10 protein-coding genes are annotated in these 13,929 nt (G+C 55.1%); 5 read left to right on the top strand and 5 right to left on the bottom strand.

The features are described 5' to 3' along the window. Positions 1–25 precede the first annotated feature (25 nt). Positions 26–2,104: a CehA/McbA family metallohydrolase domain-containing protein gene (locus LX87_RS24120; protein ID WP_111630867.1), complete on the bottom strand. Its 2,079-nt coding sequence runs from the start codon at positions 2,102–2,104 to the stop codon at positions 26–28. A gap of 43 nt (positions 2,105–2,147) precedes the next feature. Further along, on the bottom strand, positions 2,148–2,762 hold the full coding sequence (locus LX87_RS24115; RefSeq protein WP_111631041.1) for an HAD family hydrolase: 615 nt from the start codon (positions 2,760–2,762) through the stop codon (positions 2,148–2,150). A 247-nt stretch (positions 2,763–3,009) separates the two neighbouring features. On the opposite strand from LX87_RS24115, the gene LX87_RS24110 reads away from it, so the two are divergent. Beyond that, positions 3,010–3,921, top strand: a complete 912-nt coding sequence (locus LX87_RS24110; RefSeq protein WP_111630866.1) for an NAD(P)/FAD-dependent oxidoreductase — start codon at positions 3,010–3,012, stop codon at positions 3,919–3,921. A gap of 75 nt (positions 3,922–3,996) precedes the next feature. Here the strand turns inward: LX87_RS24110 and LX87_RS24105 are convergent, their stop codons facing one another. Next, entirely contained in the window at positions 3,997–5,967 is a 1,971-nt protein-coding gene (locus tag LX87_RS24105) for a glycoside hydrolase family 127 protein (protein WP_111630865.1), read from the bottom strand. A gap of 192 nt (positions 5,968–6,159) precedes the next feature. Here LX87_RS24105 and LX87_RS24100 point away from each other — a divergent pair, with 192 nt between their 5' ends. Both LX87_RS24100 and LX87_RS24095 read left to right on the top strand, forming a co-directional pair. Continuing rightward, positions 6,160–6,897 carry a hypothetical protein gene (locus tag LX87_RS24100; protein WP_111630864.1) on the top strand — a complete coding sequence of 246 codons (738 nt, stop codon included), beginning with the start codon at positions 6,160–6,162 and terminating at the stop codon, positions 6,895–6,897. Between the two features lie 45 nt (positions 6,898–6,942). After that, positions 6,943–8,448 (top strand): ATP-binding cassette domain-containing protein, encoded by a 1,506-nt coding sequence (locus tag LX87_RS24095; protein ID WP_111630863.1) that lies wholly within the window; start codon positions 6,943–6,945, stop codon positions 8,446–8,448. Between the two features lie 89 nt (positions 8,449–8,537). On the opposite strand, the gene LX87_RS24090 is transcribed toward LX87_RS24095, so the two are convergent. Further along, positions 8,538–9,806 carry a hypothetical protein gene (locus tag LX87_RS24090; RefSeq protein WP_211325370.1) on the bottom strand — a complete coding sequence of 423 codons (1,269 nt, stop codon included), beginning with the start codon at positions 9,804–9,806 and terminating at the stop codon, positions 8,538–8,540. Positions 9,807–10,001: 195 nt separating this feature from the next. After that, on the bottom strand, positions 10,002–11,096 hold the full coding sequence (locus LX87_RS24085; protein ID WP_111630862.1) for a glycoside hydrolase family 130 protein: 1,095 nt from the start codon (positions 11,094–11,096) through the stop codon (positions 10,002–10,004). A gap of 138 nt (positions 11,097–11,234) precedes the next feature. On the opposite strand from LX87_RS24085, the gene LX87_RS24080 reads away from it, so the two are divergent. Further along, positions 11,235–11,981 (top strand): head GIN domain-containing protein, encoded by a 747-nt coding sequence (locus tag LX87_RS24080; protein WP_111630861.1) that lies wholly within the window; start codon positions 11,235–11,237, stop codon positions 11,979–11,981. 194 nt (positions 11,982–12,175) lie between these two features. Then, entirely contained in the window at positions 12,176–13,804 is a 1,629-nt protein-coding gene (locus LX87_RS24075) for an ABC-F family ATP-binding cassette domain-containing protein (RefSeq protein ID WP_111631040.1), read from the top strand. Positions 13,805–13,929 lie beyond the last annotated feature (125 nt).

Genomic DNA, 13,929 nt, shown 5'->3' with positions numbered 1-13,929 from the left:
AGGCTTATTGGTAACACTACGCTAGTTATTCCAGCCAGACCTGTTGCGTAAAAGCGCCGTTGACGGCGGCATCCCAGACCTCGACCCGCACCCATTTCCGGCCTTTCAGGTGGGTGTTAAAGGTAAATTGCTGCTTACCAAACGGCCGGGTCTGGGTCAGGTCGATGCGCTCACGGAACACGTTTTTGCCGTCGCCGGAAATGATTTCGGCAAACGTCAGTGGGAAGGTCCAGTCCACATCAAGCCGAATGGTAGTTTTACCGTTATCCGGCAGCCGGACGGTTTCGCCCGCCCCTTTTCCGTTCACCGAAAACGCCGGGAACAGCACTTCGCCGGTGGTAACAAAGAACTTGCCCTGCTTCATCACATCGAGCACCGGCTGCCAGCCCTGTTTGTAATCCGGCAGTTTATCCAGTTGCAGATAATTGACGTTCAGATGGGCATAGGTTTCGTTTTCCGGCTCCATCGTGAAAATATCTGTTTCCGCGATGACGTGTTTTTTGTGTCCCCAGTTGGCCATATCGTCCATCAAATCCAGCACCCGCCGACTCAGCCGGGGTTCCGACAAATCGGCGGGAATGTTTTTCCAGGCTGCACCGAAAAAGTGGTCCGATTTAAAAAACTCCTCTTCTTTGTACAGGTCCGGGTAGCCGGTCGAGCCTTTAGTGCGGGCGTGGGCCGTCCAGGCCAGACCGTTTTCCAGTTGCAGTAATTTCAGCATGTCATTCTTGTCGGCAACCCGGTACACTTTTCCGTACCTCGGATCGTCCGTTACAAACGGCATTTCCGGTTTCCGGGACATAATCCAGTAGACCGGTTTAGGGAAAAACTCCAGCCAGTGTCCGCCAAAAAAGTTATTCGGCTCCTCGCCGGGCAGCAACAGAAAATCCTTCGTCGAAAGCCGTTCACACTGTTCAAACAGAGCTTTCAGTTCCCGCAACCGCTGATCGTCGGGGCCTTTCGGATGGCCGGGACCGTGGAACTCCGCCAGATGCACAATGTCCACCCCCGAATTTTTGAACACGTCCACAAACGCCGGTTTTTCCGGAATCGGTTTGTTGGCCAGCACCACGTTCATTGTAAATTCGTTGTGAAAGTGGCTCGACAGGGTTTTATAACCGGCAATCGTCGGGTATTTGTCGTTGTGTGTAAACTGCTTGACCTCCGCCAGCGCCTGGGCGGGTTCGCCGGGACTCAGCAGGCAGAAAAAGTTGAGCCGCTGGCGGGTTCGGGGGGGCGCATTGACCCACGGCACCCAGCGCCGGTCGCCCATTAAATCCTGCCGGATGCCGATGCCGAATTGCGGAACCAGACTCCGATAACCGGCCCCGTACCATGTAAAATCAAGGTTAAACGCTTCGTCCAGCGGATAAAAATACTGGTGGGGCGCCGGAAAAACCGCCAGACTGCCCCGCTCACCCACGCCGATGATGGTGCGGTATTTGACGGCCTGCGCTTTATTGGGCTCGTCCAGCCGGGCCGGAATCTGTTGCAGTTTGTCATCCGTATCCGACCAGGCAATGTTCTTCCAGACGGGTTCGCGGGTTACCATTCCGGCGTCGTACAGGATGGCCGTTGAATCCACCTCGGTGGCCATCACCGCAGCCACATTGAACAACGGACTGCCGCTATAGACCGTAATTTCCAGTTCCCCGCTGAAGGTGGCGGCCTGAACCTCCGAAACCCGGATGACGGTGCGCGAACCGACCGTCTGGGCGCTGGCCTTCCGCTTGTTCAGGGCAACGGCGTAGGACTTATGGGGCAACCGGTTCGTTTTGTCGAAAAAGATATTCCAGCCATTCTGCGAAATCAGGTCCCGCTTGCCGATGGTCAGCACAAACGCCGGATCGAGGGCGCGGGCCACTTCCTGAAATTTCCCGCCCTGCGTTACCTGTAGGCTGTTAAACAACGGTTTCTGTCCGTCCAGACTCAGCACCAGCCGTCCCTGCTCCCGCCCCTGCGCTGGCCAGGTTACCACCAGATTAGGGCCCTGCTGGACAACCGTGGCCCCGTTTTGTTTCTGAAGCTTCGACAGATCGGCCTGGATTTGCGCCCGGGCCACAGAACTCAGCAGGATGAGCAGGAGCAGGATGTTTTTTTTCATGGAAACCCATTAATGGTGACGCATACATCCTGCAAACACCGCATTATCGGTTTTCTACTGAAATTCCGTGCTGAATCAACTCATCTTTTAATTGCTCCGGATTCAGAAAATGAATACCGTGAATGCCCAATTGCTCGGCGGCTTTGATATTGCGCAGGTTATCGTCGATGAACAGGGCCTCATCCGCCTGGACGGAATACCGGTTCAGGAGCGTCTGATAAAAGGAAGGAAACGGCTTACGGTCTTTTTCGGCCCCGGACATCACAATACCGTCAAACCAGGTCAGGAACTCGAACCGCTCCTGCGCAATCGGAAACGTTTCGGCCGACCAGTTGGTGAGCGCGTACAATTTATACCGACCGCTGGCTTTGAGTTGTTTCAGAATTTCGACCGTCCCGGCGATTTCACCGCCCAGCATCTCCGACCAGCGGCCGTAAAAGTGCCGGATGTTTTCTTCGTGTTCCGGAAACTGGCTGACCAGCAGTTCCGTGGCTTCCGCCAGCGGGCGTCCGCCGTCCTGTTCTTCGTTCCACTCCGGGGTGCAGACGGTCGCCAGAAAGTGGCGCATTTCTTCTTCCTGAAGAATTTTCGAATAGAGATAATGCGGGTTCCAGTCGATCAAAACGGCTCCCAGGTCAAAAATGATGGTGTTAATCATGAAGGCAAATGGCGTTACAACAACAATTTTCAATTCAGGCCCCAATAACTTAAAAATTATCCATTTCACCGCCCGGTGCTTTTGGTTAAACTCACTTGCTCCCACCATGACCCATTTTGAAATACCCAAAAATTAGTTTATGCAACAATGTTGCATAAACTAATTTTTAGTTACTTTTGCATTTCATCCGTGTTTCACGAAACGCACATTCACATGGCAACTTCTTACAGAATAGTCGATCCTGCTTATGAATTCATCAACTCCTCCCTTTGACGTGATTATCGTCGGGGGCAGTTACGCCGGTCTGAGTGCGGCTTTGCTCCTGGGCCGGTCACTGCGGACGGTGCTGGTGCTGGACAATGGCCAGCCCGCCAACCGGCAGACGCCCCATTCGCACAGCTTTCTGACCCGCGACGGCGAGACGCCCGCCCAACTCTCCGCCATCGCCCGCCAGCAGGCCCTGGCCTACCCCACCGTTCAGTTTCGGGACGCTACCGTAACGAAGGCCACGCGCTCCGGCGACGGTTTTATCGTCACAACCCATACCGGGGAAACGTTCACCGCCCAACGGCTTTTGTTAGCCACGGGCTTGAAGGATGTGTTGCCCGACCTGCCCGGTTTTGCCGAATGTTGGGGAATTTCGGTTCTGCACTGCCCGTTTTGCCACGGTTATGAGGTTAAGGATAAAGCCGTCGGGGTGTTGGGGAATGGCGATGCGGGTTTCGAAATGGTTAAAAAGATTCAGCACTGGAATCCGGGGCTGACCCTGTTCACCAATGGACCTTCGACGCTGACGCTGGACCAAACCGCCAAACTTCGCCAGCACGGTATCCGGATTCTGGAAACGCCCATCGTGGCCCTCCAGCACCAGAACGGCCAGCTTCAGGCGCTGGAACTAGCCGACCAGACCGCCCTGCCGCTCGACGCTCTTTACGCCCACCCGACGCTACGGCAGACTTCCGATCTGGCCGGACAACTGGGTTGCGCGCTGGACGAAAAAGGTCTGGTGATTATTGATGGGGCGGGTAAAACCACCGTGAAAGGGGTATTTGCGGCAGGTGATACGCACACCATGATGCGGCAGGTTCTGGTCGCGGCCCACAGCGGCCTGCAAGCCGCCTTTGCCATCAATATGGAACTGTTCGAAGAGAATTTTTAAGCGTATTGCTTTCTACTAAAAAACCGGCCTTGAGCAAGGCCGGTTTTTTAGTACGTCTCTACCTGTCCTGATTCCTTAGTCCACCAGTTTCACCTGTTTGGCTTTCGTGGGCAGCCAGACCTGCATCGGACTTTTGCCCCGGTTGGCCCACACGTAATAGGGAATTGCCGTGACGGTTTTCTTTTCGGTAACCACACTCGTCCCATCCGCCGACGGCCCGACTACCGGCAGGTTTGCCTGAATAGCCACAACGGGTTCGGTAAGGACCTGATACGCCTGGGTCGTAAACGTCGTTTGATCGGGTACCAGCAGGTTCCAGGCCTGGCCGTTGTTATCGGCTCCCTCCACGCAGTAGACCAGCGGCCCGCGCTGAATGGCCACCCGGTCGTTGGCGGCTACGAGTTCTTTGCGGGCGGCCACGCGTTTTACCTCCATCGGCAGGTTTAACTCAATTACGTCGCCTTTCTGCCAGGTCCGGCTGATGACGGCATACCCGTTTTCTTCCTTGTACTCAACCGGTTTTCCGTTGAGTTTAATGGTAAAGGCGGCTTTGCTTTCGTCCGCAAACCGGTACAGATCGCCCGGCACGGGCACGTTGCTCACCCAACCCGGAATCCGCAAACGGAGCGCATACGGCGTCTTTCTGGCCGGGTTGACCGTCAGCCGCACACTACCCTCCCACGGATAATTGGTTTCCATCTGAAGAGGTACATCGGTTTTGCCAATTTTAAGGGTTGTGTTGCTGCCGATGTACAGATTGACCCAGATACCGGAGTCGTTTTTGCCGTAAATATAGTCCCCGAGCGAAGCCACCAGCCGGGCGATGTTCGAGGGGCAGCAGGCCGTTCCGAACCACTCACTCCGGGCATTGTTGCCACTGGATGCCAGCGGATTGCCGTAGAAAAACCGGTCCCCGCTCAGGCTCAGGCCGTCCAGCGCCCCATTGTACAGGCTCCGTTCCAGCACGTCGATGTACTTAGCCTCACCGGTGAGCAGGTTCATGCGCTGGTTCCAGAACACCATCCCGACCGACGCGCAGGTTTCGCAGTAAGCCGATTCGTTGGGCAGGTCATAATCCACCGAAAACCCTTCATTTTTCCCCGACGAACCAATACCGCCCGTGATGTACATATTGCGGTACACCACATCTTCCCAGACGGTTTTCATGGCGTTCATATAACCAGCGTCCTGGGTGGTAGCGGCCACGTCGGCGGCCCCGGTGTAGAGATACATGGCCCGTACGGCATGGCCGGTGATTTCCTTCTGCGCTTTGACCGGCAGACCGTCCTGGCAGTAATCCGGATTTTTCCAGTCGTCCCAGATTTTGCCTTTGCCAAAACCCCGCCCGCGCTGGTCCAGAAACCAGTCGGCCAGTTTCAGGTAGCGGTCGTTTCGGGTCTGGTGGTAGAGCTTCATCAGGGCCAGTTCAATCTCCTGGTGCCCTGTCACCCAGGGGCGGTTCGCCTGCCGGAACGTCGCGTCGATGTGATCGGCAAACCGGATGGCCACATCTAGCAGCTTGCGTTTGCCGGTGGTGTTGTAATACGCCACGGCGGCTTCGATGAGGTGACCGGCGCAATAATCTTCGTGCTTTTCCATATCGGTCCAGCGTTTGTCCAGCCCCACGAGCGTGTAATACGTATTCAGATAACCGTCGGGTTGCTGGGCGGCTGCAATCTTGTCGATCCACTCGTCGGCTTTCTTTTCCAGTTCGGCATCCGGGCGGTTTTTCAGCGAGTAAGCGATGGCTTCGAGGGCTTTGTACACGTCGCTGTCGTCGTAATAAATGCCTTCGTGTTTTTCGTGTTTTCCGCGCTGCACCTTCTCAAAATTCCGGATGCGCCCCGACTTCTGCTCCGTCTGCACAATGCAGGCTTGCAGGGTTGCCGTGGCTACTTTATCGAGTTTTGGCCGCCAGAAGTGGTCGGTGACGGTAACCTGCGAAAAACTAACGGGTTCAAACCGCCGGACGGGGACTTGCGCGTGGGTAGCAAGGTTTATCGTGCTGACCAGAAGCGTGGCAAGAATGGGAAGTCGAATGGTCATGGAGTTTAGGAATCATAAAAGTTTAATCAAAAATAAGGGTTGTTGCACAGAGTTGATCAGAGCGGATCAGAGTTTATCGGGGAGATGCCGGTAACGAAAACGCAACTACCGAAAAATAAAAGGATTACAATTCAAACTTTGTTTCCTGCTACCTTTTGTATGACGTTACCAATCTCTATTCTTTCAACCGCCATGTTATCCTTCGACCGAAAAAAATTCTTCGACACGTACCGCAACCGCTTCGGTAAGCTGACGCAGCCGCTGGTGGACGCCCTCGATTTTCTGATCGACCAGATCGAGCAGGATGATCGCTTTACCAACTCGGAAAAAGACCGTCGGCAACTGGCCTACTGTCTGGCAACCTTCAAATGGGAAACCGCGCACACGATGGAGCCCATCGATGAATTTGGCACCATCGAACGGTTCAACAGACTTTATGGACCGCAAACCAAAGTGGGGAAAGTGCTGGGCAATACCGAGCCCGGCGACGGTGCCCGGTTCAAAGGCCGGGGCTATGTGCAGCTGACGGGTCGGGCCAATTACCGGCGGGCGGGTAGCTTTCTGAACGTCGATCTGACCGGCGATCCGGCTTTGGCCAAAAATCCGCCCCTGGCCTATCGAATTGCCGTACAAGGCATGAAAGAAGGCTGGTTTACCGGCAGACGGCTCGATCAGTTCATCCGGGACAACCAGCCGCCCGAATACGAAAAAGCCCGTTCTATTATTAACGGTTCGGACAAAGCCCAGACCATTGCCGACATGGCCCGCCGGTTCGACGAGGTGCTGCTGTCGGCCCTTCCGGTACCGTTGGTCAAGGCCCAAAACCGGGGTGGCCTGCGCGAAGCCGAGGTTTTAGAAAAGGCCACGGTACCGACTCGTTCCCGGAAAAAAACCGCCCGCGCAAAAGATAAATCCAAATCGACGGTCTGATTTTTTACCGGTCTTGCTAAGTTTGGGGGTTCAAAATGATCGTCAATGACCGTTACTCCTTTACTTTCCCTGCAAAATGCTACCGTTCGCCGACCCACCGGCCTTGTTCTGCAACACCTCGACTGGTCGCTCCGGGCGGGCGAAAACTGGGCCGTTCTGGGAGCAACCGGCTCCGGCAAAAGCTCGCTGCTGGATGCGCTGAGCGGGCGGATTCCGGTGGCAGACGGTCAGTACCGGCACCCGGTCGGACCGTTGCGCGAAGCCGTCGAACAGGTTGCCAATGACTATCAGTTTGACCGGAAAGTGGCGTCGTCGGCCCAGTTTTACCAGCAGCGGTTTAACGCCGATGCCGCCGAAGAAGCCCCGACGGTCTGGGAGGTATTGCAGAATCAGATCAAACCCACGGGAACCATCGACGCCCAGTCTGTCACGCTGCCGCCCCCGGCGTACCCGGAAGCGTGGCTGGCCGAAGTGGCGGAGTGGGTACACATCACGCACCTGATGAACCGGCGGCTCACCTCGCTCTCCAACGGCGAAACCCGCCGGACGTTGCTGGCGCGTTCGCTGCTGCGCCGGCCCAAAATCCTGCTGCTCGATAACCCGTTTGGTGGGCTGGATGTAGCCAGCCGGGAGCGGTTACACGGTATTCTGAACCGCATTGCTGCCGAAGGCACAACGCTGGTGCTGGCAACCACACCCCGCGAAATTCCCGACTGCATTACGCACGTTGCGGAACTGGCCGACGGACAAATCAACTGGCAGGGACCGAAAGCAGACAGGCCCGCCCTGTCCGAATCGGCCCCCGAAACCCTTACCGATCCGGCCCTGCTCCCCCGCTGGCTGAACACCTCGGCCAGCGCGTTCGAGTATGCCATCCGGATGCGGAATGTAACGGTAAATTATGGCGAAAAGACGGTTTTGGAAGACATCAACTGGCAGGTACGCCGGGGCGACAAATGGGCCGTTCTGGGGCCGAACGGTTCGGGCAAATCGACGCTCCTGAGCCTGATTACCGCCGACAACCCGCAGGGATACCGCAATGATTACGAATTATTTGACCGCAAACGGGGGTCCGGTGAAAGCATCTGGGACATCAAACGCAACATTGGTTTTGTGTCGCCCGAACTGCACCTGTATTTTCCCCGCGAACAATCGGTCTGGAAAGTAGTCGCATCGGGGCTGTTCGATACGGCGGGCCTGTTTCGCAAAACGACGCCGGAGCAAACCGAACAAATTGATTTCATGCTGGATTTGCTGCGGATTCAGCACCTGCGCGACAAACGGCTTTCACAACTCTCAACGGGCGAACAACGCTGGGTGCTACTGGCCCGGGCACTGGTAAAAAACCCGCCCCTGCTGGTGCTGGACGAGCCCTGCCAGAACCTCGACCCGGCCCACATCATCCGCTTCCGGGATCTGGTCGATGAACTGTGCCAGTCGTCCGACCGGACGTTGCTGTACGTGTCGCACTATGCTGAAGAAATCCCCCGGTGCGTTACGCAGGTGCTGCGGCTGGATGCGGGAAAAGGATCGATTGAAGCGTTTGATTAAAATCAATAAAGGCTAACCGGAAACGTTGTAGCTGCGCTATTTTGTCACGTTTTCGGTTAGCCTTTTACGCCATTGCGGGCGCTGTTGGCCTACTTCGGCATGGCCCTGACGAAAAACTCTCCGGTGATGGGCGGGCCTGATTTGGTACACAGGTCCTCGTAATCAATCAGATTGCCCGAGATGGTGCCTTTTACAAATTTACCCGGCTCGTATCGTTCCAATACGACCTGTCCGTTGGCAATCATATCCTCGCCGTTACACCAGTCGTGTCCGGAGTCGTATTGCTTGCCGTTGTTGTACTCAAAATTGACGCGGCATTTTCCCGACTCTGCCTCATCGTGAAACCGCAGCACGCTCCCCTCCTTCCCGTTGCTGAAATTGATGCTGAACATTTCCGAAGGTGTTCCGCCCACAATGGCCGAATATTCCGGTTCTTCATCGTCCAGGAAGACGCCCAGGGTGTAGATGCGCTCCTGCCCCAGAAAGTTGATTTTGACGTAACCGGGACCGATAAAAAACTCCCGCACCAGAATCAGTTTGGCCGGGCTGTTGGTAAACGTCAGCTCAACGGAAACCGTCACCGGGTTCTGCTTCGGCATTGAACGCGGGGCGGTGTAGGTGGCCGTGTAGGTCTGCGGGGTCAGATTGCCGTCCCCGATCAACGACCATTTCAAACCGGAATTCGTCGGCCCACCCGTTATTTTTATGATCAGCGGTTCCTCACCTTTTCCGGTTAACGGAGCGATTTGAACAATTTCGAGGGTTACGGACTCCCCATAATTCAGAAAGCCAACGTTGTTTCCGGCCTGGGTAGTGAGGTAAAACTCTTCAAACAAACTCCAGTCGCTGAAGTGGGGCATCGATACCGACACCTCCCGTTTCTGCTTATCAACCTGTTTTCCGGGAACGGCATACCAGATTTTATTTGTTCGCTGATAGGCAATTCCCAGGGCCGATGGATCGCTGTCTTTTACGTCAGAATCCGTGTATTGAAACGTCAAAACCGCCGGTTTGCTAAACTGGAGTCCATCGGGCAGAAACCGATACGATGCCCCCACACCGCTGGGCGTATGATTGCTAATGGGCTGAATGGAAATGGTCGTAGCCTTATCCACCGCCCCGGCCGGAATGGTCAGTTGCACCCGCCCATCCGTGGTAGCCAGCGTGCCCCCCTCGGGTCCGATGAGTTTGCTGACGGCGACGCCCTGGGGCTGCCCTACTTCGGTTACATCGCCCGACTCCTGGGGCTGTTCGGTACCGGGTTTTACAGGCCCGGGGTCGTTCTGGTCAGGACGACAGGCATTCAAACTGCAAATCAATAGCCATCCGGCTATTCCGTAGCGCAATACGTTAATCATGGTTCTTTTTCAGCGTAGATGTATTTGTTGCCGGGGCAAAAATGGCATCGAGACCGCTCCGAACCGATGAAAAACCGATTGATTTGCGAAAAGTAAGAACCAGAATGTCGGATTGCTGCCCTGAATTGAATACCGGAGCCGACCGGGCGTTTCCCGTTTTTCCGGATCAGGTCCCTTTTCAAATGGGCAGCGGTATTAGGGTTTTATCTCCGCCGTCGCCACGGCAATTTTGGAATCGGCGGTTCCGTAATATAAAAACCAGCGGCCTTTGTACGGAACGAGACCTTCGATAAAACAGACGTTATTAACCTGACCGACAATCTCATACGGCTGATCGGGCTTCATGAAATACGTCTCCGAACGGTCGATCAATTTAGTCGGATCGTTGGCATCAAACAGCAACTGTCCGGCGGCATAGGTTCCTTCGGGCAGATTGGGGTCGCCGTCTTTGGGCAGGTTCATACCGTTGTAGAGCAGAACAATACCGTTGGGGGTGATGAGCGCGGGCGGGCCGGGTTCCAGCAACCGGGAATCGTGCTTCTCTTTGCGTCGTTCGGCCACCGCGTAGAGTTTGCCGTTCGGCGTTTCCACCGGCGTCCAGTGAATCAGGTCCGGCGACGATGCGCAGTAAAGCTGCGGCTGATCGCCCCAGTACATCCAGTATTTGCCGTTGATCTTCTGGGCGACTATCCGACTGCCAATCCGTTTGCACACAATCGAACCCGATTTCGACCATTCGTTGCGGTATTTCAGATCGTCAAACGCCAGCCCCTGCTTTTTCCAGTTTATCAGGTTCCGGGAAGTAGCCACGCAAAGCCGGGCTTTGTCGCCGTCGTAGGATGTGTAGGTCATCACGTACACCCGGCCCGGGCTTTCGACAATGCGCGGGTCTTCGCAGCCGCCCTCCCATTCGTACTGTTTCATGGCGTCGTTATCGGGATAAAAAACCGGTTGCGGACGTCGTTTGAAATGCAGGCCGTCGGTGCTCGTTGCCAGTCCGAGCCGCGAGGTTCCGGCGTGTTTGCCAACGGTATCTTCGGCGCGGTAAATCATGTGAATTTTGCCTTTTCTGACCACCACCGCCGGATTAAACACGTCCTTCTCTTCCCAACGCACGGTTTCTTTCCGCACCGGGCAGGCAAACGTACTCGTATTCCGGGCATCCAGAACCGGGTTGGCCGCATTCTGTTTGGCAAACTCGCCAATCATCCACGGTTTGTAGGGCGACTGGGCGTGGGCGGTAAACCAGAAAAGCAGCGCAAAAAACGGCAAAAAGGAGCGATGCGTCATGGGCGAAAGGTGATTGAACGGTATGGTTTAGATACGCTATAATACGGTTCAGCATCGGAAATCGCCAGTTGAGTCGATAAAAACTTGGCCAATAACGAGTCTGCGGCCAATTTTGCGGCACGACAAACAACAAATACCATGAAACGAATCCAGTTTTTCTTCGCCAGCCTGACGGTTTTTGCCGCTCTATTAACCAGTTGCAACCGGGAAGATGTTGGGCCATTGCAGGAAGGGCAGCAAACCTTCGCCCTGACCGGCTTCGACCGGCTCGACATGGGCAGCGGTTTTGATGTCAATGTACAGCCCGGCGCCACTTTCAGCATCGTTGCCAAAGGCGACCAGCGCAACCTGGACGATCTGGATGTGGTGGTGCGCAACGGTACGCTGACGGCCGAATACCGTACGTACCGCAACCGTAAATTCGCGACGACCTTCACGATTACCATGCCGACGCTGCGCGCGGTCAAGTTTTCGGGCGGAGTACATGCCACACTCAAAGGGTTTGCCAACGCGGCCAGTCTGGATCTCGATCTTTCCGGCGGTACACACACAACTTTTGAGGGGCTTGCATCCCGTACAAACGTCCAGCTATCCGGTGGCTCAAAACTGGAACTGAAAGCCCCGCAAGTAACTACCGGCGATGATACGGTAACGGGCCGAATCGATGAATTACTGGTCGATGCGTCGGGCGCATCCAACGTTCAGGCCTTTTATTACGCGGCCAGTGAGGTAAACGTGAAGACCTCGGGGGCCAGCCACGCCGAAATTACCGCCACCCAATCGCTGGTGGCGGAAGCCAGTGGGGCCAGCAAAATCCGGTACCGCGGTAATCCGGCCAAGGTCAACCAGAACGCCAGCGGGGCCAGCAAGATCGAGCGCGACTAATTCCGATCTGCCGTTTCCCGACAACACTTTATTGGGCAAAATACAAATCAAATTGGTACGCAACCCCGGCAGCGCCACCGCTCCTGTCGGGGTTTTTGTTATTCCTTTCTTTTTACATGGCAAAAACGGCCAGCTTTCCGTACCTTTGCAGCTTCATTTCAATGCAGCTTCATTTCAATAAGGAGAACCAGCGAATGATTTCAGTACAAAACGTCTCGCTCCGCTACGGCAAGCGGGTTTTGTTTGACGACGTCAATATAAAATTCACACCGGGTAACTGTTATGGTGTCATTGGTGCCAACGGAGCCGGTAAATCAACGTTCCTCAAAATTCTGTCGGGCGATATCGAACCGCAGACGGGTTCGGTTGTCATCTCACCGGGCGAACGGCTTTCGGTCCTGAATCAGAACCAGTTTGCCTACGATGAATTTCCGGTGTTGCAAACCGTCATCATGGGCAACAAACGCCTGTATGACATCATGCAGGAAAAAGATGCGCTCTACGCCAAAGCCGACTTCACGGATGCCGACGGCGAACGGGCCGCCAACCTCGAAGCCGAATTTGCCGAGATGAACGGCTGGGATGCCGAATCGGATGCGGCCAGCCTGCTGAGTGGTCTGGGCATTAAGGAAGACCTGCATTACACCCAGATGGCCGACCTCAACGGTTCGGAAAAAGTGCGGGTGCTGCTGGCACAGGCGCTGTTTGGTAACCCCGACATCCTGCTGCTGGACGAACCGACCAACAACCTCGACGTGGAATCGAGCCTGTGGCTGGAAAACTTCCTGGCTAACTTCCAGAATACCGTCATCGTGGTGTCCCACGACCGGCACTTTCTGGACCAGGTCTGCACAAACATTGTCGATATTGACTTCTCAAAAGTTAAGCTGTATACCGGTAACTACACCTTCTGGTACGAATCGAGCCAGCTGGCCCTGAAACAACGGCAGGATCAGAACAAACGGACGGAAGATAAGCGGAAAGAACTCGAAGAATTCATCCGTCGCTTCTCGGCCAATGCATCCAAGTCGAAACAGGCCACCAGCCGCGCCAAGTTGCTGGAAAAACTGACCATCGACGATATTGCGCCTTCGTCCCGGAAGTACCCCTACATCAACTTCAAACCGGAGCGCGAACCGGGCGACCAGATTCTGAGCGTCGAAGGACTGAGCTACACGAGCGACGAGGGCGTTAAGCTGTTCGATAACCTGTCGTTCTCGATGCGGAAAGGCGACAAGATTTTCCTGTTCAGCCGCGACGGTCTGGCCGTAACCGCCCTGTTCGACATTCTGGCGGGTGAGCGCAAGGCCGATAAAGGAGAGTTTAAATGGGGGGTTACGATTACGCCCTCCTACTTCCCGAACGACACGGGCCGTGACAAGTTTTTCCAGAACGATCTGAATCTGGTGGACTGGCTGCGGCAGTTTTCGGTGGAGAAAGACGAAAGCTTCATCCGGGGCTTCCTGGGTCGAATGCTGTTCTCGGGTGAAGAGTCGCTGAAGAAATCGACGGTTTTGTCCGGTGGCGAAAAAGTGCGGTGTATGCTGTCGAAAGTGATGCTTTCGGGTGCGAACCTGCTCGTCCTGGACGAACCCACCAACCACCTTGATCTGGAGTCCATTACGGCCCTCAACAACGGTCTGATCGATTTCAAGGGGCCGGTTTTGTTTACTTCGCACGATCACCAGTTTGCGCAAACCATCGCCAACCGCATCATTGAAATCGCGCCGAACGGTCACCTCGATAAACTGATGACCTACGACGAATACCTGGCCGATGAGAATGTAAAAGCACAACGGGAAGCGTTGTATAAATATAAATAAAACAAAGTTTTCAGCGTCTATGGCGTCTATGTCAGAATGAAGATCCTGACATAGACGCTTTTTATTTCCTGCTGTCTTCTGCTGTTTACGCTACAGAAATTTTCAGTACGCACAAAGCCCGGTTG

Source organism: Larkinella arboricola (genome assembly GCF_003259745.1).
In the GTDB taxonomy this organism is placed as follows: Bacteria; Bacteroidota; Bacteroidia; order Cytophagales; family Spirosomataceae; genus Larkinella; species Larkinella arboricola.
The sequence above is the reverse complement of the archived record's forward strand: the minus strand, read 5'-3'. Positions and strand labels throughout refer to the sequence as shown.

What these genes read in the sequence shown, in the direction of transcription:
- LX87_RS24080 (WP_111630861.1), top strand. Translation starts at nt 11,235, where the DNA reads ATGAAACGAATCCAGTTTTTCTTCGCCAGCCTGACGGTTTTTGCCGCT.
- LX87_RS24090 (WP_211325370.1), bottom strand. Translation starts at nt 9,806, where the DNA reads ATGATTAACGTATTGCGCTACGGAATAGCCGGATGGCTATTGATTTGC.
- LX87_RS24105 (WP_111630865.1), bottom strand. Translation starts at nt 5,967, where the DNA reads ATGACCATTCGACTTCCCATTCTTGCCACGCTTCTGGTCAGCACGATA.
- LX87_RS24075 (WP_111631040.1), top strand. Translation starts at nt 12,176, where the DNA reads ATGATTTCAGTACAAAACGTCTCGCTCCGCTACGGCAAGCGGGTTTTG.
- LX87_RS24095 (WP_111630863.1), top strand. Translation starts at nt 6,943, where the DNA reads ATGACCGTTACTCCTTTACTTTCCCTGCAAAATGCTACCGTTCGCCGA.
- LX87_RS24085 (WP_111630862.1), bottom strand. Translation starts at nt 11,096, where the DNA reads ATGACGCATCGCTCCTTTTTGCCGTTTTTTGCGCTGCTTTTCTGGTTT.
- LX87_RS24110 (WP_111630866.1), top strand. Translation starts at nt 3,010, where the DNA reads ATGAATTCATCAACTCCTCCCTTTGACGTGATTATCGTCGGGGGCAGT.
- LX87_RS24115 (WP_111631041.1), bottom strand. Translation starts at nt 2,762, where the DNA reads ATGATTAACACCATCATTTTTGACCTGGGAGCCGTTTTGATCGACTGG.
- LX87_RS24120 (WP_111630867.1), bottom strand. Translation starts at nt 2,104, where the DNA reads ATGAAAAAAAACATCCTGCTCCTGCTCATCCTGCTGAGTTCTGTGGCC.
- LX87_RS24100 (WP_111630864.1), top strand. Translation starts at nt 6,160, where the DNA reads ATGTTATCCTTCGACCGAAAAAAATTCTTCGACACGTACCGCAACCGC.